Origin of the sequence: Paenibacillus sp. IITD108 (assembly GCF_036541265.1) — a bacterium.
In the GTDB taxonomy this organism is placed as follows: Bacteria; Bacillota; Bacilli; order Paenibacillales; family Paenibacillaceae; genus Pristimantibacillus.
The window spans coordinates 249903-271786 of record NZ_JAZHCT010000002.1; the positions used below are offsets into that span (position 1 = coordinate 249903).

Below are 21884 nucleotides of genomic sequence, written 5' to 3' on the forward strand. Positions count from 1 at the left end.
AAAAAAAAAATTTTCTAACCACCTTGCCCCCTAACCCCCTAGAAAAAAAGAACAGGGCGTGCCTGTTCCCCCAATCGAAGTCAATTGTGATTTGTTGATCACAGTTTGCGTCGAATGTCTTTAGCTAATACTCCGAAATGGCTTGCGGCCTTCTGGACTGCCGCTTCTTTCGTTAGGCCCTCCAAAATCAGCTGTAGGACGTAAAGCAGGATGACGATCCACGACTTCATTTCAGCTTCCCCTCTCTAATATTCGCTCGGTAAGAGCATGGTGGAATGGTCACCGTCATCGATTGCCCATATCGTAGTTTCCTGTGGCACTTCAATGGGAGCAAATCGATGCGTTCTCCGGTAGAGGGGCTCCTCCTGCCGGTGTTGGATGACCTGAACGAGTTGTCCGCCGACTACTTCGGTGCTGAGTTCGAACACCTGAAGATAGTCGAGCTTCAGCCCCTTCGCCTTGCAGTCGTCGATCAATTGCCAGATGATGATCTGGAGTCCCAAGTGTACCTCTTCCTGAATGCCCCGTGTCATGTAGCGTGTGTTGTTGAACAAGCCATCTTTACTCCCTTCTATTTAGATGTGTCCGCCCTCTTTGAGTGAGCAGAAATTATCACCGGCGATGATCAGATGATCCAACAGGTCGATGCCGAGTAGCTCACCGGCTTCCTTGAGACGAGAAGTAATTTGTATATCTTCCTGCGATGGAGCTGCGTTGCCGCTCGGATGATTGTGTGCGCAGATAATGGAGGCAGCGTTACTGAGGATAGCGGTTTTAAAGCATTCGCGAGGATGGACGATGCTGGCGTTAAGCGATCCGATATGACAGGTTGTGATGGAGTTAACATTATTCTTAGTGTCGAGGCAGACAACGAGGAAATGCTCGCGATCCTCATTTTGAAGCAGAGGACGAAGGAGCCGCGCTGCGTCCTGCGGAGAACGGATGGACCTCTCGGGGTACAGGATGGTGGACTCGCGAACCATCTTAAGGCTGACAATACTGACGCGTTTGGCGGAGGATTTTTTGGTCATCTGGGTAACAGGGAACATCTCGATTTGCTGGACTGGATTGGTCATTCGTATAGTCGCTCCTTATGTTTGAATTGAAAATCCCCTACTCCGTAAGCGGAATAGGGGATCTAGGATTGGGCTTGATAGGCAAGCCATGATTCAGTTTCGGGGTCAAGCGTGTTTTGGGCTGCGTACAGCAGGACAAAGTATTCGTTGTCAGCGAGTATGCCGATCCTGTAGAATGCCCGCGCCCCTTCAGGTCGTAACATCTCCACAAACTCCAACCACTGTTCACAAAGGTTGCCTAGCAGTCCTACAGGCCTTAGGTCTGTGTCACCTTTCTCCAGTATCGCAACGTGGGTGTGTTGCTGAGAGAAAAACGTATCGTGGTCATCGCCTTCCTCTTCTGTTTCATCGAAGAGTTCTGCCCATTCGTTTTCGAGATGCTCTGTCAGACCCGTGCAGACTTCAAAATTTCGCCTTAGGCTTAAAATGTCCGAATACCTTCTAAGTAGAATCATAGCTCGACCCCCTTGATATTATGAAGTTTAACTAATCAGGAAAATAATATAAATTTTATTATTTTCTCGTTACGTTTGGGCATTCTTCAATGTCCCCAGGCACAAAAAGAAAAGCCACCTTGTGGGTGGCTAAACATAATTGATTAAATTATACGATTGAACACGAGTCCGAGTTTTAAACAACCTGCCCGTATCGTTCAATGCCTCACCCCTTACCAGTAACTAATAATTCATGCCACCGGGTATGGTTTAAACTTTCGAGAGGGTGTTTAAAGATCAAATGTAATTTGCTCTGAATGTGCACTACTGTTTCTTGCGGGATTATTATCTTTTGCTATTTGATAGCAGTACCTATGTATAGATTCATAAGACTTTACTCCTATCCCATCTACCTTGCTAATCATAAAAAACCTTTTTACAGGGACATTTTTTTTCAAGGAATCAATAGCGTTTGCTCTCAGCCCGATTCTCTTAAGCGTATCTTCACTCAGGGAGTTGACTATTTCAAGCATTCTACCCTCTGTTCCACTTGGAACCTTTTCATCAGTACAAACAAAAATCTCCAATTCATCTATTCCCGAAAGATACCTTTCCATTATAGATTTAACTTGGTTCCACTCCAGCCCCCCATTACTTGTTCCTAGTTTTGGGAAGGCAATTGATTTAATATCAAAGCTTTTATAGGAGTCTCGAAAATCACTGAGACCTCTCTCAATCCACTGTATTCTTGAGGGTTGTTTCCAATCGTCCTTGGTTGGAAAATTCAATATTTTGGTGTTTGTGCTTTGACTGTAGTAGAGGTCGACTGAACCGACTTTGATTTCCCTTTTAGAGCATTTCTCTTCGTAATCAACGTACATCTCTGGGAAGCGAAGTTTGAATTCAAGCGCCAAGCCTGCCCCCATGAAGCCCTTGCAGTTAACTGTATTTACTATCGTATCAATTTTGTTTTCTTCAGCACATTCAAACACACTGCCAGGATAATAATTATAAGACAATCTTTCTCGCCTCCTGAAAAAATTTATCTAAATTGACACTGTACTTTATATCGCTTGCCAATCCATATGTCTCAGAGAAAATAGAAAGATCCAATTTAGTCATGAAGTAAACTTCTTCAAGGTATCGTATTGAAACATAATTAGGTATTAGCAGTTCCGTATGCCTGAGGTCCTTTTCATAATCTGTTGTGGCTACCTCTGAAGACATGAACAACAAGTCAAAATCGAGCTGTTTTATATTCCCTATAGATACAGGCAGTATTCGTGGTGTGTATTTTCCGGCATTACCCACTGAAAACATAGCACCTTCAGAGCCTATAAGTTGTTCGCTAAATCTTAGAAGCACCATTGCCCCTGATTTTTGAAAATAATAATATGTAGGAGTCAGGGGTCTAAAGTACAGCCTCGAATAATTTTTCACTGTAAAACCTGTATTATTTAACACACTACTTGTTGTCTCCAATGTTTGGGCCATATCTACATTCATGTGATTTTTTGCTCGGCAATAGAGTCTACCTTCTTTTATTATTGAGGCGGCGTTATTCATGTGAGTCATGTGGTAGAAGCCATCAAACTTTAATTTGGTCTGTTCCGGGATTTTCCCCTTAATAAACTGCGTAAGTTGATCAGCTTTATTCTGTTTGTGGAGGGTAATTGGATTTTTGGGGGGTCTGTCTACTACAACTATACCCTTACGCTGATCTTCCTTAATTACTTTAGGTCTATTAGTTTCTTTGATCGGATTAATGTGGGTGGCCTTTCTTAGGACACGCACTATCTCCATGTTGTCTTTCTTAATGGCTATATCCATGGCGTTCAGACCTAGATTAGTCTTTAAATGAATGTCTGCACCTGAATGTACAAGCAGGTCCACTATATTTATGTGGCCTGCCCGTGTAGCCAGTATTATTGCCGTAGCACCACTCTTGTTTTGCTGGTTCGGGTTAGCACCTAATTCTAGAGCCCGCTTAGCCTTTCGCAAATCACCAGCGATTGCGCTTCTCATTAGAATAGTGTTACCATCTTTATCAATTAAATTGACCTCATTGGGCTCAATTAATATAGCGAAATCTAGAGTTTCCTTTTCTGTTGCTTTAGGGTTACTTTCTTCAGATTCAAATGTTTCTACTATTAATTGTGGTTGTTGATCGATTACAGTCGGTTCAACATTCTCTTTCTGATGGTTATCGATAAGTAATTCTTCACTGCTAAGTTCATCTGTTACAGGCAAGTAAACTGTTAATGATTCATTGTCATTACTTGAGCGTACTATATTGTCAGCCTTTACAATACCCAAACTTTTGTGAGAATGGTGACGTTCAATACCTGCTTCCTCGGCAACTTGACTATCCATCTCTGTCTCAATTACCAGATCCCTTTTCCGTATCTCATTCTCTCTTAACGGAGGAAATTCCTTTGCCTGCTCATCCACTTTTCGTAGGAAGCCAAAGAAACCCTTTAGTTTAAGTATTAATGATGAGAGTTTCACGGATAGCATCTCCCTAGAAAAAATGTGATCACTTAAAGTGTTTTCGACACTTCCCTTCCATTTCCTTTCTAAAAATTTTGCGTCATTTGGGGTACGTTCACCGTATCATCAAAAAGCGAAATTCAAGAGCACCCTAAATAAAGGGTGCCCTGAGTTGCTTAGAAGGGAGTTCAGTGCGGTGAGGTGCGGCTGGACAAATCCACATCCAACCATTGTGCGTTAAGTTGAGGTTCTTCAAGGATATGTCTTTATGACAATGCATTTACACCACATCTTAGTATCTACCCGAGATAAATTTATGTTGTAGCTCCCTTAGCACTTCGATTCTAAGATTTTGCCAATTAAATCTTTCAAAGAAAAACTGGGCAATTTCAACTGCTATCTCATGCCCCCGAGTCAATACTTCATCTTCGGTATAAGCTTTTTCAAATTTAATTTCAGACATCATCGACTTAGCTTCTTGTACTAAATGTCGACCTCGTTCATAAAAAAACAATCTTCGATCCGCAGTATCAAATAGGGTAATCTCAACATTGACAAGGCCATCAAAGACACCTTTGGGAACTAATCGAGCAGCAAATTCAAGGATTTCCGTAAAGCGGTATAGATTACCGTCGATCGCATAACCTTTGAACCCTAGGGAATGATCCTGCGGTCCGAATAAACCAACCGTTTCATTTTCCCAGTCCTCGTACAGTCCTCCCAAATAAACGAACTGCCCGCTCTGATAAAATCTCCATAATTCTTTATACCTGCTCCAATCAGTTCCGGAAAAAACAAAACTTTGATCGTTTCCGTGTAAATCCCGGTCAATATGGGGGAAATCCCAGCCACGCATACTGACTTTGCACTGCTCAATTATTGATCGACATTCAGTTAATGATTTGATTTTCTCATTCTCATGAGTACTTGGACGGAGAATAACTCTGGTGTAACCTTTTGTCTTTATTTTTTCAATGATATCTTGTTGCTTTGTCATTAATTATATCCCCCCCAGTTCTTCTTCAAATTTGCGGGAATCATTGATTTGCTGTGTCACTTGCAACTGGGGATTTTGCCGTAATCGTCTTGTTTCAAAAATGCGAATAGCTTTATCGACAGCAAGTTCAATAATCTCCCTCATTTCAGTTTGTCCTGGTACAGCTATACTCTCAGGCATCCTAGTACCTCTCGTGTATATGTGCCCCTGTCGCAAATTGGCTTCTCCTTGTCGTTTGCATACAACAGGTATTTCGGTAAACTCAAAAAACTTAATTATTGCAAACTTCATCCCTTCGCGCTCGACCTTTTCTAGTTGTATCTCCACAAATGGATCAGCAAAGTTATTTATTTCGGCCATTATGTGGTCACTATTCAAACGCTCATAGTCGTCATCCAGCATCCCAATAGGTTTTCCACTCCCATCCTCTACCCCAAGAATCAAGAAACCGCCATCACGCACGTTCGTAAATGCTAAAGCAGTTTTAACAATTTTATGCCTATGCTCTGCATTTGACCAGCTATACGATCTTTTAAACTCTATATTGCGTGATTCCCGCAGTTCCCTTCTAAATACACTGTCCATCAAATCCTCAAACAATGAAATTCCTTCCTCTCTGTCCCTTTTTAAGTAAATTTTACTTCAACAAATATCAGTAATCAACAAAGGTCTAATAGCAACACAAAGAAAAAGCACCGTCAAAAGCGTTCAAGAGACGCTGTTGACGGTGCTTTGGTTACATGGTAATTTTGGCCCGTTTCATCTTGTAGAGTATCTGAATCTATTATTGGCTCGATTTCTTCTTCACCACTTTTATATTCGGCTTTAGATCCAGATCCCTTCGAAGATCCGTAACTTCATTTGTTAAAGTTTCTATAGTTCGATTTAACTCTGATGCAACAATAAGTGCGCCCTCAGTCACGAGGTTTTTCTTAAAGTTCTGGACCTTTTCAGTTCCGTTGGCTCCGTGAGTTTCTCCAGCTTCCTGTAAGAGTGCAGGGAACGGAGCCAACTTTTTTGGCATTCCATCGCGGCGAAATTTTGTTTTGCTATACCTATCCATACACGCTCTCTCCTTTAATTATTTTGATCTTTTTTCAGCTTCTTTTATGATTGTACCGATAAGTTTATCGCTCCGAGTATCTCTGCCGTTCGGATTCCTAATTGTCCCTAGGGTAGACCATGCTTCCTCTCAAAGGTTCGTACAGTGCAATCACTTCGCATCTTCCTAGCCATTGTCCCTCTCCTTATCCTAAAATATGTATTCCCTCAGAACCAGAACTACACGCTCCTCAGCTTCTTTACATTCAAGGCAATAGTTTCTACTGCAATCACAATCCCTAATATTAACCCCGCAGCCTTCATCGCTTTTTTCATGTTCACCCCTCCTTATTTTTGAATAGATCCGTAACTAGCCACCCAACAATACCAGCGATTAAAAGGGCGAGCAGAACATTTGGAACAGACGACCCGTTTTCAATATTCCGAATAGTCTCTCTGCTTACGTTAGCACGACGCGCCAATTCCTCCTGTGACAAACCCGCCTCTGCCCTCGCCTCTCCTAGCTTAGATAAAAATTTGGGTTCCAAACTCACCACTCCTTGCTTAATGGAAATATAACATACTTGTCCAGTAATTGACAAGTATTCTTTGCAAAATTTACTTTGCAAAGTTTAGTTGGAATCTACAGAAAAGAAGCTGCGGATTGCTCCGCAGCATTCACAACTAGCCCATAACTCCAACCGAGCTTCGTTCTCACGCTCCGTAGACCTCTATATATATGTCCAAATAGTCATATTCAGGAAAGTCCTCCGTCCAGATCTTTGAGATATGTTTCCCTTCCTTAGCTAGCCGAACCATTACTTCTGAATCCTTTTTATTCATGTAGCCCCTCCGTTCCTAGATCAAGCTATGTTCTGACTGTCAGCCATATCATTAAGTTCTTTTATTGATTCATTTACAATTGTTTTCAATTCTTCTAATAGATCACCTGAAACTGAATCATATGTTATTCTCGGTTGGGGTATTGCCCTCTCATAAATACTGCGTATCTCACTTGCCCTTTTTGCCGCTGAACCCGTATCTTTGTAATTGTGTGCAGTTATCCATTGAGAGTGTAAGTCAACCTTAAGACGCCTAGTAATCAGATGATTAATTTTATCACCGACAGTTTCCGCTAGCTTTTGAAGTGTTCTGCTTTTTACTTCATCTGATGCGAGGGCCGACCATTCTTTGGGCACACTAAGAAATTCATTAAGCCGTTGCATCAAATACCCGGCAAGATCACTTGCTGGTTTCAAATCGTTATATTCTACGACGCTCGGCCAATTGGCTACACGCACAGACAATGCCTTTATACGTGTCCAGTGTTGTTTAGGGAATTGTGAGTTCCTCAACCCTAGTAAGCCAAGCCATTTCTGCATAAACAACTCTTCGGTTTCACTTATCGCAAGTACCAAACGTCCATAGTCATATTTAGGTACCGGCAAAAGACCAACCGGCAGTTGGGAGCCAGGCTTCTCGGCTTTTGCAAGAACGGAGTCAATAAAGTTTTCCATTTCAGCAATAAGCTCATCAGATGGATTCTTCAACTCTTGGGTATTTGGAAAGAAGAATGCATTACGTTCCAAATGATCTCTCAATTGACGTATCATTTTTGGATTTAAATTATAAGCCTCTTGCATGGCTTCGATAGCACCCGTTTGAATGCCTAACACATGATCGCGGCGGTCTTCTTCATCCAGCATATTGGAACCTTGTACTTGATCGAAGCGAGTATAGACAACCATCATTTTGTCTTGTTGGCCGCGAGAAGAAGCTTCACGCAAAATCACCTTTGGAATGTCCAGCATAGGCTGAACGGCATTATCTACAAGTACTACAGCATCAATTTCTTTAAACTTATTTGTCACTTCCATTGGTATACTTGTTGTTATATTGGAATCGTGCCCTATTCCTTCTCCATCAACCAGTACTAAACGAGGAGGGACATCACCTTCCCACCAACTTGGTTGAAATGGACCTTCTAATCTAACCCCGTTTACAACCGGAGCAAGTAGCTGACCAAATCTTCTTCCTTCATTACCAGCAAACCATCTCATCATTGTAACCACTTCGGTTTTATCATCTGATTGATTAAACCAATATACGGGCCATCCACGGGTGTCTTTAAAGAGTCGTCCTGTTTTGATTAAATCAAACCGTAATTTGATCAGGTTTAAAATGTAATGGACAAGTTCGTTAAAACTCTCGGTCTCTTCCCGAATCCAATCTTCGTATAATTTATCAATTGCCTCATCGACCTGATCCTCTTCTGGGGTATACTGGTCGAGTGCATCTTTTGCTAACTTTTGAACTTCCTTAATGATGTAGTCTATATCCGTTTGCAAAGCCAGTTGATCGGGATAAGGAATCTCCGGTTCCTGATCTTGTTGTTTACTGGTTGTATGCTTGCCCGAAGACCTGTATTGGCCGAGTAAGTAGCTTAATCGAAACCGTTGTTCAGGATGCGATAGAAGGGCTTTTGCAATTGTTTTTTCGTCTTCTCCGATTACTGCTCTTCGAAACGCTTCCCATACACACTCTTCAATCAACTTTATCGTCTGCGCCTGCGATATAAAGGTTACTACTCCACTCCAGTTACCTTCTCTAAAGATGAACTCTGTGTTGCAAGTCGTGGTTCTACTTGAGGAAATAGCAGGAAAACTAATCTCGTCCGGCTCAGTTCCGATCATTTGCCTAATGACAGTTGTTTTCCCTGCCCCAGTAGTACCTAGAAACATTACCCGTGAGTAACCCTCATCTTTGGACGGCAATCCTACTTTTTCATTTCGTAGGTCCCATGGGTCTTTCACCAAATCCTCTTCCATCTGATCGTAAAATATATCAACCGCCTTACTATGGAACTCTACATTTGCTTGCCTCTGCTCGTTTAAAGACCAGTATCTTTCATCCGAAAGCAAGTGGTTTAAATCATCTACGATCGCTTGTGCTTCCCCCTGATCCGAGCCTAGTCCTCGCCTTATCTTTCTTCCTTGTTTACCTTCGCGATCCTTCAATACCGGATGTCTAAACTCAACGGCCCAACTGTTTATTCCGCCTTTTGTTAACCTTGCAGTATACATAGCCTCACGCTCCCCACTCAATGTTCCTGACTGTTCCGGTTGCTCTTGTTCCCTATTTTAGGAACAACCGGGAACATTGTCAAGTAAATTTTCCAGAAATGCCCCTGTTGCTCTTTGTTTGCTTAAATAGCGATATTAATGCGTCCTCCCGCGAGCTGCCACTCCATCTGAACAGCGAAAAACCCTTCGCATGGCAGAAGGGTTTCATGAAAATCACTTCATTTTCAATTTTGCACCCGACACTCAGACCGTATCATTTTTGCCCATCAGATCCAGCGTACGAGCCGCCTACGCAGTAATCTTCCCCCAGGGTGGCCCATCCCCCATCCTACCCCTCTTGGGCAACTTTCCGCGCCCAGCAAGCGGTTAAAGCCAAAAATTCGCGTCATTTATGATACGGTTCCCCCCGATTTATCTTCACCGCCCTATAAATCTGCTCCACCAGCACCAGCCGCATGAGCTGGTGCGGCAATGTCATGCGCCCGAAGCTCAGCTTCTGCTGGGCGCGCGCAAGCACAGCGGGAGCGAGCCCTGTGCTCCCGCCAATGACAAAGGCCACGTGGCTGCGCCCGTACGTGGCCAGCTTATCGAGCTGGTCCGCGAGGTCCTCGCTGGACCAAAGCTCGCCATCGATCGCGAGCGCGACTACATGGGCATCTGGCTTAATCTGCGCCAGAAGCCTCTCCCCCTCCCGCTCGCGCACCTGCGCCTCCTCCGCCGGACTCATCGTCTCCGGTGCCTTCTCATCGGGCACTTCCGTGAGCGTAAGCTTCACGTAAGGCCCGAGACGCTTGGCATATTCGGCTATGCCAAGCACCAAATATTTCTCCTTCAGCTTGCCGACAGCTGCAATCTGTATATGCAAATGCTACACATCCCCGTTTTGCTTTATTTTATGTCTTAATGTCAGATAGGCTATTAGTGTTATTTCTACTTTTACCGGCCATATTATGCAGTTTTCCTCAAGAATACCTTTAACTCGCCTTATTACAAGGATAAACGACTCCGAAGAAATATCGGGACAAGTATAAGGCCATAACTTATAATCCTTTATAATTATAAAAAAAGCCGCTAATTTACTCACCATACGGGTCATAGCATTAGCAGGCTCATTATTTACGATACGTTATACAACCAAATATTCCGCAGCTGCATCACAAAAATCACATTTGCGAGGCGGATCCCAATCCGCAAACTGCGTCTCCTTTAGATCTACTACGTCCGGAGCATCCTCATATTCGTCGACAAATCGCTCCAAAGCTTTTTCAATACATGGTTTGCAAACACAATACATACAATAATTCGCTTCCTATCTAGTGGATTCATTTTGCGAGCTGTTCCGCTCTTTATGTATATAGCATATCAAAAAACGACATGCTTCGAAAGCAGTAACTATTGGCTTGAGACTATCGATTAATTCTGGGTAGGGCAACAAGCAATTGAAAAGGATTCACTGCGATCAAGCTTGGGATTACGATCGCTGTTGTAGTCCAATTTTTTGTTGAATAACGCCTAAAAGAATTTAATTGGCTTACAAAGGCGGACGCTATCGCTTCTTCATTCCCAAGCTCGCTCTTTCGCTCCCTTTATTGCTTATTCAATAGTTGCCCACAATTAATCGACAATCTCGGTCTTTATCTTACTCATTAAGCAACATTGCGAATAAAAGAAACAATATTATACTAACCACTAGAAAAAATACACCTAACGTAATCTGTCTAGTTATATTTTGATCAGCTTTCATTTTTTTAAGCAGTGTTATGAAATTGACAAAGAATAAAACGGCCGATAAGCAAATCAAACCTGCTAATAAAATTAACATTACACATCCCCCTCAAAACATAACTGATACATGGATAAACGGCTCTGTTTTACTTTTAACTGGCGCGTTTACTGATGAAATGTAGGAATAGGTGTATGGTGAAAATTTATATCTTCCTATTGCAGTGCGGTCATCAATGACCGTTAGAACCCAAAAGCAGTCCTTTTTGTTGCGTATGCGGACATTTATGACCATTAGAAGAACTTTCCGTCGAATTTTCTAACTTTTTTCCCGCTAACGGAAATTTCTGTCCGCTAGAAAGTGGAAGTTGGCGAAAAATGAGCGCTAACGGCCATAAATGTCCGCATCATTAGGATCAATTCGAGCTCGACATAATTATCTACAATTTTAACTGATGCATAATTTCCTAAAGAAATAAAAAACCGCAAGCCCTCAGCTCACGGTCGTTAAATAAAGCCATAACGCCTTCCTGCACCTCCATAATCAGGAAAAAAGTTATATAGTATAGTTAGTTTGAAAAGAGGTGATGGTATGGCAATAAAAGTGCTAAAACGTGTTGTCGATATATTGTTTGCCGGTTCCATTTTATTTCTTTTATATCTCGGTTATTTTATTTTTTTCGACAAGCCTGTCGCCTCTGCGGAATTTGTCAATTTGTATTTAAAAATTGGGCTACGGTTATTCCGTTCTTTTTGTATTTACATTACTAAGGTTTGCTTTGAGAAAAATGAGCTAAACTCTACTCCTCTTCCGCCTTATCCCCCAGCTTAAACGACGTAACCTGCAGCGCGCCTTCGCGATAGTAGCTTACTTCAATGCTGTCGCCAATTTTTTTGTCGTTGTAGAGGTATTTGCGCAGCTCTCTTGTGCTGCCGATTTTTTTCTTGTCGAGCTTCACGATGACGTCGTTGTACTGCAGGCCTGCATCTTTGGCCGGTCCAACGGCTTCGAGCACAATAACCCCGGAAAATACTTCATCCGGCAGCTGAAGCTTAGGCATAGGTGTGCTGCCATCCCCTTGATCGCCGCCCAATTCTTCGCCATCCTCATTCTCTTCGTTTGCACTAGGCTGCTCTTCCTCCAGCCATTTTTGCAGCTCCTGTTGACTCCAGTATTGTTCCAAATCTATCGTATAAACGCCAAGATACGGTCTTGGCACATAGCCTTTGCTTATAATGCTTTCCACAATTGGCATTGCATTGTTAATTGGAATGGCGTAACCGATGCTTTCTACGCCGAAATCAGCAATTTTCATGCTGTTAATGCCGACAACCTTGCCGTTGAGATCAATCAACGGACCGCCGCTGTTGCCTTCATTGATGGCAGCGTCTACGCGGATAACTTCCTGCTCCCAATCCATAATGCCATTTTGGCTAAGCGATACTGGAACTACCTCACGAATAACGCTGACAATGCCCAGTGTGATCGATTCGCCCATCCCTAACGGATTGCCCATTGCCATAACGAACTCGGCTGCCCGCAGTGTGGAGGAATCGCCTATTTCAGCAACGGTATTGATGCCTTTGGCATCAATTTCGAGCACAGCCAAATCGGTAATCTGGTCCGATCCGACGATTTTCGCTTCGCGTATCTCACCGCTGGTCAGCACAGCCTTAACCTTTTCCGCATCTGCAATAACATGATGGTTCGTTATAATATAGGCTTTCCCATTTTTCTTCTCCACTATAACGCCAGAGCCGACGCCAGCTTCTCGCAGTATGCCATTCCCATCTTCTGACTTTCCGGATTTTTTGCCGCCTGCCCCTACGGGGAAGGTTTGCTCGTTAATCACACTTACGACAGCAGGTCTTACCTTGGAGGTCGCATATATCGCTCTTTCTGAAGGATCGATGCCTGATGTAGAGGCGCCCAGCTTTCCGCTGCCGCTAATGCCGCCGGTGAACAGCACGAATAGGATGACGACGATAGCTGAACTGGCTAGTGACGATAACAGAGCAATTTGCAAAGTTGATAATTTATATCCCCGAAAGCGAAAACGGAATTGAAACGGAAGCTTCAGCGAAGTCCCCTTTGTTTCTCGCTTTATGCGTTTGGATACCTTCGTTGAGTAAAAATCATCATCGAACAAGCTCATCATTATCGCCTCTCTCTATACCGCCATAGTAAACATTGATATAAGTATAAGGTGAAAACTTATACTCTCTTATATTTTTGAAATTTGGAATATTTGTGATTAGTCGTGACTACACTATTAATAGATTCGAATCTGTTTCTGAAAAGGTGCAGTTCCACGCCTACTATTATAACCTTATATGACGTATAAAGGAGAAAACATTATGAAATCCTCATCTTCTTCCATAAACTCTTCCACTTGGGAGCATGTCGATTTAGCTGCAAAGCTGGCTGACCTAAAGCAGGACAATTACAATACTGTGCTCACGCTTAGCGCAATGCTCGAGCTGCTTATTGAAAAAAAGATTTTAACCCTGGAAGAGCTGGAAAGCAAAGCTTCCGCTATCGATAAAAAGCTGGAATCTATGATTTTCGGCGCACCTCATCCCAAGCTGTAGGACGGTCATGATAGGTCGCTCGCAAAGGAAATTCATCCTTTTTATAAAATATTCCGTTGTTCTCCAAAATAGAATTAACAGTCAGCATGGCCAAATCAATTTGATTATGGTCAAGGCTCAAATGTGCCAGGTATACCCGCTTCGTACGATCGGTCATCAGCTCAAGCAGCGCTTCTCCTGCCGCTACATTTGATAAATGTCCTATATCGCTTAAAATACGGCGTTTAATATTCCATGGGTATCTGCCCATGCGAAGCATTTCGGTATCATGATTGGATTCTAGCACTAGCACATCGGAATCTATGATTTGATTGCGAACTCTATCACTAACATAGCCCAAATCGGTTGCTAGACTCAGTTTTTCTCCATCCTCTACAAAGCAGTAGCCTACCGGCTCTGCTGCATCATGCGAGATCGGGTAGGATTGCACCTTCATAGAGCCAAAGCAAACTTCCTCACCGGTCTCGATTTTTATTTTCTTATCGTCAGCGATCGTTCCCACATGCCGCTCCATCGCATGCCAGGTCGCTTCATTGGCATAGATCGGCAGCTGATGCTTGCGCGCAAAAGCGCCCAAGCCTTTAATATGGTCGGAATGCTCATGCGTCACAAATAACGCATCGATGTCATGACCCGCTAATCCTTGATCCTTCATAAGCACTTCCAGCCTCTTCATGCTCAGCCCCGCATCCACCATGACTGTATGTCCATTGCCGCGTACAATTGTGGCATTGCCGGTTGAACCGCTCCCCAAAACCGTAAATCGTAATCCCATAGCTGTCTGTCCTGTCCTTTCCCCGCTAACATAACATAACTGACCCGTTAATGCTAAAGTAAATGTTTGGCGCTGCTGCGCATTTATTCCTTGTTTTCTGCATCAGGGTCGTCGTTCTCCGCGTCAGTTGCTACCTCTCCGCTAATAGCATTGACATAGTACGTTTTTCCGTCCTCCAGCATCACGCGCCATGTCGGCGCAGAGACCTGCTTGTCCGAGTCGAATATTTGGCCATAATAGCCAAGCTGAATATCAGATATCGTCGAGCCGTCCTCCAAATACGTTTCAATGAGGCTGGCTACAACCTTGTTAGCGGGAAGCACCTGCTTCGCTTCTCCGCGGCTCACTAGCTCCATCCGGTCCTGCTGATAGGCTGTAATTTTTAAATTGCTGTTGAACAGCTCCAGCCTAACATTAAAAACAGGGTACCCATCTACAATTCTGTACATGACGAATACGCCTTCTGAGCTGCCCAATAAGTCGTAGGCATATAAATCTATTTCCGCAATTTCTTGACCAAACGCTTTTTTAAGCTCTGACTTGTTAAAGATAAACGCTGAATCTGCCGGATTTTTCAGCTTTGTTTTTTTCTGCGAACGGCTTTCCGAGTGCAGCAAATACGTTAAATCGCCGAGCGCCGGGGTTTCAGAAGGCAAGTTAGCGGCAAGCGATATGCGTTTTTGCTGCATAATAAGCAATTTATCGGCAGGCAGCTCCGCAGAATTTACATTGGCATTCAATTGCTCGCGAATATCCAGCCACAGCTGATAGCCAAGCAGTATATTCAGCATGAGAAATGAAAATATAAGCACGCTTTTCGCTCTACCCCAGTCCACTTACCTTCACCCCGCTAACCTAATTTGCTTGTTTATCCGAAAGCTCTTCCGCGGACTCATCAGACTTGCTGTCAACAGCCTGCCCCACAGCTTTCTTATCTGCTTCCTCCTGCTGCTCACTCGGCAGCTTGCCAGGCTTAAAGCCTGCAGGATAAGCCTCCATCAACACTTGCTCAGAGCCGTCCTTAAGCTTGATTGCCCATACCGGAACGAAACTCATTTTACTGTCATCAATAGGCATTGCTTTCAGTGCCGGGAATAACCCGACGATGTCTTTTCGATTACGATGAGCCTTGAGCTGATCCTTTAACGTCTGTCCCCCTGGAAGCCACCGTGCTTCTCTCTCCTCGGCGGTACTGCTTAATGTAATAAGCGAACGGGCATATTCCGTTACGACGCCTTGCTGCAAAGTAAGCTTCATATAACCATAACGAAATGGCGGAAGCTCTATAACTGGATACTGCTCAATATATTTACGGAATGTAACATATTTTTCCGAGCTGGAGGAAACAGGGTTAACAAGACGATTAACACCATCCCATCCGCCATGCTGGTTAATAAATTCTATAGATGCATATACATTCTCGCTTATATGACTGGAAGTGCTTTGTGAGGCAGCCGGATTCGTATAATTAATCCACATGCCATTTTGCTCAACCTGCAAACCGCGCTTGCCGTCTGTATATATTAATGAGCCGCTGCGATCTTCTACAGCTAGCGTTGTGCTTGGATCAAAAAAGTTACGCTGCATTTGCTCAGGAGAATAGGCTTCATAATCAAACACCATTTCCGTTGCCTGAATGGGCTCAGTCGGAATATACAAACCATCTGCAGTCATTTCGTATTTTGGCAAATATTGTCCAAATCCTACGTAATCCTGTACATCTCGCACGGTTAAGTCAGCTCGTACCGATTCGTAAACGATTTTGTTGCCGCTGCTGAAAAAGAAAGTGCGCACTTCTTCGGTATCTGCCACCTTGTAAATCCATATACGATCTATTTTTTCATTTAAAAACAAAAGATCACCTTCAAGCTTCAACAGCTTTTGCAGCAGCTCCACAGCAATGCCATTGGAAAATCGCAGCTCCAGCCCGATATCGTTTTTACGAACATCGTCCCAATCAATCATCGATTCAGGACCGCGCTGGAAGCCTTTAAATTCACGGCCAACGATGCGCTGCTTCAAAATCATATCGTAAAATTGAGTGCCGGGATCGAGAACAGTGTGTGTATTTTCTCCAAGATGGATAATAATTTTTTCAGGAAAAACTAAACTTTCAACCGACGATGATGCTCCCATCGGCTCCGTATTGACATAATCTTGATCGCTGCGCATCGTTGCAGCGAGGCCAGGCATGCGATATACAAGAAAATAGCTTTGCAGCAAGCTTAGCCCAACAAGAAAAATAAGCGCTGTCGTTTTTAACTTTTCCATCAAGCCTGCTCTCCTCCTTCGTGCACTAACGGAAGAGTAAACGTTACCGTAGTTCCTTCATTCAGCTCCGATTGCAGCGAAATCGATCCGCCATGCGCCTTCACGATTTCCCGGGCAATCGAAAGTCCAAGTCCTGTCCCGCCCATGTTGCGGGAACGAGCTTTATCAACGCGATAAAACCGTTCAAAAATACGATTCAAATCTTTATGCGGAATGCCTATTCCTGTATCCTTCACGCTAATTTCAAGATCAGATTTATTTGCTGACCGCTTTGCGGCCATTACGATGGAACCGCCATCCAGTGTATATTTTATCGCATTGGACATTAAATTATCGAGCACCTGGTCAATCTGATCCCTATCCATCCACGCGGTCTTAAGACCTCGCTCAACTGTTACAACCGCTCTTATTGATTTCTGGCGCAGCTGGAAGGAGAAACGGTCCGCAACCTCATCAAGCATTTCATGCAAATTGATACGCTGCTTGCGAAGCGGCCCTGTATTGGAATCGAGCCTAGACAAGTGCAGCAGGTCGGTAACCAATCGGATCATCCGCTCGGTTTCGTTGCTGATTACCCCTACAAAGCGCTGCGACAGCTCCCTCTCATCGAGCGCTCCATCCTGCAGCGCCTCGGCGTAGCTTTTAATCGTCGTCAGCGGCGTTCTAAGCTCATGAGAGACGTTGGCAACAAATTGCCGTCTCGATTGCTCCAGCTTTTCCTGCTCCGTTACGTCTTGAATAACCGCTATTGTTCCTACAATTCCTGCATCTCTGCGATGAATCGGTGTAAAAGTAATTCGAAGCAGGCTGTCTTCTTTGTCATCCTCTGCATCACCGGTTGCACTGCTTCTCATAATAACCGTTTGTCTGCGCCCGCTCATCAGCTCTGTTTGATTTTCCTCCGTAAGAGCGAGCAGCTCCCACAAGTTGATGCCTTCACACTTCTTGATCTGCAGCAGCTCCAAGGCTCTGCGGTTCCATACGATTATATTGTCATGCTCATCAGAAGCTAGCACGCCGTCACTCATATTGGAAAGAATAGAGAACAGCTTCTCATTTTCCTCCTCATTAACGGATAATGCTTCCTTAAGCCGAATAGTCATCTCATTAAAGGCCATGCTCAGACGGCCAATCTCGTCGTCCCCCAGCACCGGTGCCTGCAAATCGAAACGCCCTTCGGCAACAGCTTCCGCCTGCCTGGTCAATCCTTGTATCGGACTTGTTATCGTATGCGACAACACAATGCCAAGCACCCCGGTTAAACCAAGGGCTATCAACGTTCCAGAAATAAAAATTTGATTGACTCGATTTACCGTCTCGTACAATTCAGTCATTGACGCCACCACATAGACGGCGCCAACGACCTTGTCATTATGTACAACCGGTTGAGCGATCATTTTTTTGCGGATATTGTCTTCATCAATAATTTCTTCCTCGTTATCGGGAATATTTTGCAATGCGCGGCTAACTGCCAGCGACTTGTTTTTCTTTCCGATATTCGATTGATGCACCTGCAATGACGTTGCTACTATTTTTCCATTCGAATCAAGCACCTGTACTTCCGTGCCGCTAATGCTGAACAAATTGCGAACAATGAGATTCAAATCCTCTGTTGTGCTTTCTGCGGAATCACCCTCCGCTTCTACATTAGGCGACAAGCTGGGAGCGGCGAATTTAGACAAAATATCGGCTTGCTCCTTTAAATTGCTTGTAAAGCTCGTAATCAGGGAATGCTTAACAGTGCTTATAAAATAAACGCCGATTAACTGCATGGCTACAAGTATAAGCAGCAAGTATATGATAACGAGCTTTACTTGAATAGTACGAAAAAAGCTGGATATTTTCATGCTTAACCAAAGCCTCCACTTTTGGCGTTGCGCATCATATATCCAAGCCCTCGTCTTGTCATAATATATTCAGGACGACTTGGATCATCCTCAATTTTTTCACGTAGTCGGCGGATCGTAACATCGACAGTTCGTACATCTCCAAAATATTCAAAGCCCCAAACCGCCTGCAGCAAGTGCTCGCGGGTCATGACCTTGCCGCTGTTGCGAGCCATATAGTAAACAAGCTCGAATTCACGGTGCGTCAAATCAAGCGGCTCACCGTTTTTATATACGACATACATATCCGTATCAATAAATAAATTAAACAGCTTCAAGCCCTGCTGCTGTTCCTGCTCTTCTGAAGCATCCGGCGACTCTGCCAGCTCATTTGTTTTTTGCTGTCTGCGCAAATGAGCCTTCACACGGGCAAGCAGCTCCCGCGTACTAAAAGGCTTCGTCACATAATCATCGGCACCCAGCTCCAGCCCGAGCACTTTATCAATTTCAGTATCCTTTGCCGTCAGCATAATTATTGGCATTTGCAGCTTAGCTCTTACCTCTCTGCAAACATCCATGCCATCCTTAAGCGGAAGCATCAAATCAAGCAGCATCAAATCAGGCTTTTCTTCAAAAGCCAGCCGCACTGCCTCGGCGCCGTCAAATGCGCAAATGACTTGATGACCTTCCTTTTCTAAATTAAATTTCAATATATCTGCTATCGGCTGCTCGTCATCGACCACTAATATTTTTCCGTGCATCGTTCCACCGCCTGTCCGCTTATCCTTAATAATTCTATTCTAACATACGTCTAGTGCTTGTTCATAAATATAATTATATATTGTCCCTTTGTCAGCAAAACAAAAACACTGCCCATCCGTAAGCTGGAACTTAATGTCCACAGATTATGGCGAGCAGTGTTTAAAATAATGAGTATAAGTTTATAAGTACTTTAACGGGTTTTGTGCAACGCCGTTTTTATGAATTTCGAAATGTAGATGCGTTCCAGTGGAGTTGCCTGTGTTGCCCATAATTGCAATCGAAGCGCCCTTCTTCACTTTATCGCCTTTGCTAACCTTATAGGAGCTCAAATGGCCATACACTGTTTTATAGCCGTTTTTGTGATTAATAATAACGGTATTGCCCAGACCGCTCTTTCTGCCAACAAATTCAACTTCGCCGGCATCGGATGCAAGAATCGTTTTATTGCCTGTAAAGTCTACGCCCTTATGCAGACGGCCCCAACGTTGACCGAACTTGCTCGTAATACGGTAATTGGTAACCGGCAGAGCGAATTTGCCTGAGCCTTCTCCGATGACTACCATCGTTCCTTTTTCGACAATTTCAGGAACCGGCTCTAGCAGCACTTCCTTGCTTATAAGCTCTTCGCTAATGACATAGCCGTTTTCCTTGGATATGCGGTATGTTAAACGCTGTGAGCCTTCAACACCTTCCTGGATTACTTTCGATTGTCCAACTGGCATTGTGTTGTTCTTCTGTACCTCTACAGGTGCCGCAATCGCTTCAACCTCGACCAAGCTCTCCGCTGTTCGAACGGTAATCTCAGGCTGAATGGCTGTTAAATCAAGCTCATCGCCTACACGAATCATATCGTCCTTGATCCAAGGGTTATTCTCGTAAATAACCTGTGGGGAAATATCAAACTTGTGGGCAATACATCCTACGCAATCGCCTTTTTGTACGACATATTTTGTAGGCTTAGGCGAGCCTTCCGTCAATCTTTTATATAGCTGCTCCGGATCCTCAACCGCTTCCGGATCGATATTTGTGTTATTCAAGTCTACCTTCTCAACAAATTCTACTTCACTGACCACACGGCCAGGTTTAACTTCTTCGTCAGCAGCTGCATCTGCGCTCTTCTCTTCATCGCCATCCTTATTATAGGATAGAGCCATTACTGAGCGTGGGTTTTTGCTTTGTGCAACTAACTCCGGAGCATACTTGCCTTGAATGCGAAGCAAAATGCTGTCCGCTGTTTCCTGGTCCTTTACTACACCGACTACCTTGCCATCTACCTTGACTTCAACGCCTACCGCATAAGAGGTAAACATAGAACCTAGCTTCGACAGTGTCGCGTCAGCATCGATTTGCGGCTTAAAAGCACTTTCGCTTTCATATGTAATCAATCCAGTATTCAATTCCATCTGAAGATCAGGATTAGCTGCTTTAACTTCGCTTAGCTTGCTGGCAATCAGCTCATCCACTTGCTCTGTGCTGCTAACGGTTCCTATTTCCTGTCCATTCATAGAAACATGGAAAAATTCAAATGTATTTGCTTTGATATATTGAGTGTATTGTTGATAGCCTATTAGACCAGCAGCTGTCAATAAAATGACTGCCCCGCCAATAATCTGAACTGACTTTCTACGCCAAAGCGGTGCTGCAACTGCTGCGGCTTCTTGTTGATCACTCTTGCCCTTCAAGTCTTGCGAGCGCGTACCACGAACATACTGAATCGTTTGATTCCAGAATTTCTTAATACGACTCATGTCCCTGAAATCGGTCATGATTGTCTCCTTTTCGCACTTCCGCTGATAGATTTACGAGTACAAACGAGAAAAAAGACGAATTCTCCCGTTGGAGCACTCGCCTATTACTGTATCATATCATTCTTTAATGGGGCAACCTTTACAAACTAAACACAAAATTAATATTTTTTCAGAATATTCATCATTTCCTCGTATTCAGCCTTATCCAGATGCATCGCCATCAGCTGCTGAATCGTCGAAAGCTCTTGCTCCGTTACGCCGTCTTCGACGATTTCTGATAGCTGCTGCCATGTTTCTTCCGGCAGTTTGCCTACCAGCATCGCAAATAATTGCTCCTTATCCGCAGGGCTGATGCTGTCCTTTACGGATGTTATTTCCTCCATAGTCATAGCCGTATCTACGCCATCTATATCCGAGCTTCCTTTATTTCCGTTAATAAGCGGGTCCAGATCCCCTTCGTCATCTGCGCCAGCAGGATCCGTTTGATTGCCGTCAATTTCTGTATCCGTTTCTGTTTCCGATTCCGTTTCCGTTTCTGTTCCTGTATTCGTATTATCAGACTCAGAATCGGTCTCAAGGCTGTCTGGAAGCTGGCCAAATACTTCTACTGCATCACCCGGCTCCTGAGTGGAATTTGACTTAACTGGCGGGTTAGCTCCCCACAATGTCCCCCAAAAACCGGATACTACGACAGGCTTCGTATCAAAAGGGATATTATATTGCTTCAATAACGAATCCAGATAATGGGTTACAATAATACCCGTTGTCCATATCGTTATCGTACTGATGAGAATGACTGCTGCCGCCAATTTGATTATCTCTATAGCGCGTTTAAACATACCCTCACTCCTTCCTCCGACGAACCACTATCCCTCCCGCCAGAGCAGACACATTTCATAGAATAACGTTTCACAATATCTAGTTATCTTTCATTATGGTCAACATGAAAGAGTTGCATACCCGTCTTGCTGCCTTTCGATTTCACTTTATTGGACAGCCGTTTCTGTGAAAATATCCTTTTTTTATGTAATTTAAACTATGATATTTTGGTAAATGGACATATGTTT

General features: G+C 43.8%; 22 protein-coding genes. 1 reads left to right on the forward strand and 21 read right to left on the reverse strand.

Annotation, left to right across the window (positions count from 1 at the left end; translation table 11 throughout):
• Positions 1–245: 245 nt before the first annotated feature.
• The 14 genes from V1L65_RS02700 to V1L65_RS02765 form a co-directional block, all read right to left on the reverse strand.
• Positions 246–554 (reverse strand): DUF960 family protein, encoded by a 309-nt coding sequence (locus tag V1L65_RS02700; RefSeq protein WP_331697520.1) that lies wholly within the window; start codon positions 552–554, stop codon positions 246–248.
• Between the two features lie 21 nt (positions 555–575).
• Complete coding sequence (locus V1L65_RS02705) at positions 576–1076, reverse strand: JAB domain-containing protein (RefSeq protein ID WP_331697521.1); 501 nt, start codon at positions 1074–1076, stop codon at positions 576–578.
• Between the two features lie 62 nt (positions 1077–1138).
• A complete protein-coding gene (locus V1L65_RS02710; protein ID WP_331697522.1) occupies positions 1139–1531 on the reverse strand; it encodes a hypothetical protein in 393 nt (130 codons plus the stop codon).
• Positions 1532–1800: 269 nt separating this feature from the next.
• A complete protein-coding gene (locus tag V1L65_RS02715; protein ID WP_316141400.1) occupies positions 1801–2529 on the reverse strand; it encodes a macro domain-containing protein in 729 nt (242 codons plus the stop codon).
• Positions 2519–4018: a DarT ssDNA thymidine ADP-ribosyltransferase family protein gene (locus tag V1L65_RS02720; protein ID WP_316141399.1), complete on the reverse strand. Its 1500-nt coding sequence runs from the start codon at positions 4016–4018 to the stop codon at positions 2519–2521. Before V1L65_RS02720 ends, V1L65_RS02715 begins: the two co-directional genes overlap by 11 nt.
• Positions 4019–4292: 274 nt before the next feature.
• A complete protein-coding gene (locus V1L65_RS02725; RefSeq protein ID WP_316141397.1) occupies positions 4293–4997 on the reverse strand; it encodes a hypothetical protein in 705 nt (234 codons plus the stop codon).
• A 3-nt stretch (positions 4998–5000) separates the two neighbouring features.
• Entirely contained in the window at positions 5001–5597 is a 597-nt protein-coding gene (locus tag V1L65_RS02730; RefSeq protein WP_316141395.1) for an AlbA family DNA-binding domain-containing protein, read from the reverse strand.
• A gap of 184 nt (positions 5598–5781) precedes the next feature.
• Positions 5782–6060 carry a hypothetical protein gene (locus tag V1L65_RS02735; protein ID WP_316141393.1) on the reverse strand — a complete coding sequence of 93 codons (279 nt, stop codon included), beginning with the start codon at positions 6058–6060 and terminating at the stop codon, positions 5782–5784.
• 316 nt (positions 6061–6376) lie between these two features.
• Positions 6377–6586 (reverse strand): helix-turn-helix transcriptional regulator, encoded by a 210-nt coding sequence (locus tag V1L65_RS02740; RefSeq protein WP_331697523.1) that lies wholly within the window; start codon positions 6584–6586, stop codon positions 6377–6379.
• 166 nt (positions 6587–6752) lie between these two features.
• A complete protein-coding gene (locus V1L65_RS02745; protein WP_331697524.1) occupies positions 6753–6881 on the reverse strand; it encodes a hypothetical protein in 129 nt (42 codons plus the stop codon).
• A 20-nt stretch (positions 6882–6901) separates the two neighbouring features.
• Positions 6902–9121: a hypothetical protein gene (locus V1L65_RS02750; protein WP_331697525.1), complete on the reverse strand. Its 2220-nt coding sequence runs from the start codon at positions 9119–9121 to the stop codon at positions 6902–6904.
• Between the two features lie 385 nt (positions 9122–9506).
• Complete coding sequence (rlmH, locus tag V1L65_RS02755) at positions 9507–9986, reverse strand: 23S rRNA (pseudouridine(1915)-N(3))-methyltransferase RlmH (protein WP_331697526.1); 480 nt, start codon at positions 9984–9986, stop codon at positions 9507–9509.
• Positions 9987–10247: 261 nt separating this feature from the next.
• Positions 10248–10415, reverse strand: a complete 168-nt coding sequence (locus V1L65_RS02760; protein ID WP_331697527.1) for a CxxH/CxxC protein — start codon at positions 10413–10415, stop codon at positions 10248–10250.
• 1228 nt (positions 10416–11643) lie between these two features.
• Entirely contained in the window at positions 11644–13002 is a 1359-nt protein-coding gene (locus tag V1L65_RS02765) for a S1C family serine protease (protein WP_331697528.1), read from the reverse strand.
• Between the two features lie 199 nt (positions 13003–13201).
• Between V1L65_RS02765 and V1L65_RS02770 the strand changes: the two genes are divergently transcribed.
• Positions 13202–13435 carry a hypothetical protein gene (locus V1L65_RS02770; RefSeq protein ID WP_331697529.1) on the forward strand — a complete coding sequence of 78 codons (234 nt, stop codon included), beginning with the start codon at positions 13202–13204 and terminating at the stop codon, positions 13433–13435.
• Here the strand turns inward: V1L65_RS02770 and V1L65_RS02775 are convergent.
• The 7 genes from V1L65_RS02775 to V1L65_RS02805 form a co-directional block, all read right to left on the reverse strand.
• On the reverse strand, positions 13401–14210 hold the full coding sequence (locus tag V1L65_RS02775) for an MBL fold metallo-hydrolase (protein WP_331697530.1): 810 nt from the start codon (positions 14208–14210) through the stop codon (positions 13401–13403). The genes V1L65_RS02770 and V1L65_RS02775 overlap by 35 nt on opposite strands.
• An 83-nt stretch (positions 14211–14293) precedes the next feature.
• Positions 14294–15001, reverse strand: coding sequence for a two-component system regulatory protein YycI (gene yycI, locus V1L65_RS02780; protein ID WP_331697531.1), 708 nt, complete (start codon positions 14999–15001; stop codon positions 14294–14296).
• A gap of 64 nt (positions 15002–15065) precedes the next feature.
• Positions 15066–16481 (reverse strand): YycH family regulatory protein, encoded by a 1416-nt coding sequence (locus tag V1L65_RS02785; RefSeq protein WP_331697532.1) that lies wholly within the window; start codon positions 16479–16481, stop codon positions 15066–15068.
• Positions 16481–18328, reverse strand: coding sequence for a cell wall metabolism sensor histidine kinase WalK (gene walK / locus V1L65_RS02790; RefSeq protein WP_331697533.1), 1848 nt, complete (start codon positions 18326–18328; stop codon positions 16481–16483). The genes V1L65_RS02785 and walK overlap by 1 nt, the downstream gene beginning before the upstream one ends.
• Before the next feature lie 2 nt (positions 18329–18330).
• Positions 18331–19068 (reverse strand): response regulator YycF, encoded by a 738-nt coding sequence (gene yycF / locus V1L65_RS02795; protein ID WP_331697534.1) that lies wholly within the window; start codon positions 19066–19068, stop codon positions 18331–18333.
• 180 nt (positions 19069–19248) lie between these two features.
• Positions 19249–20817 carry a M23 family metallopeptidase gene (locus tag V1L65_RS02800; protein ID WP_331697535.1) on the reverse strand — a complete coding sequence of 523 codons (1569 nt, stop codon included), beginning with the start codon at positions 20815–20817 and terminating at the stop codon, positions 19249–19251.
• 158 nt (positions 20818–20975) lie between these two features.
• The gene (locus V1L65_RS02805; protein WP_331697536.1) at positions 20976–21656 is read right to left on the reverse strand and encodes a hypothetical protein; all 681 of its coding nucleotides are present in this window, start codon (positions 21654–21656) and stop codon (positions 20976–20978) included.
• Positions 21657–21884 lie beyond the last annotated feature (228 nt).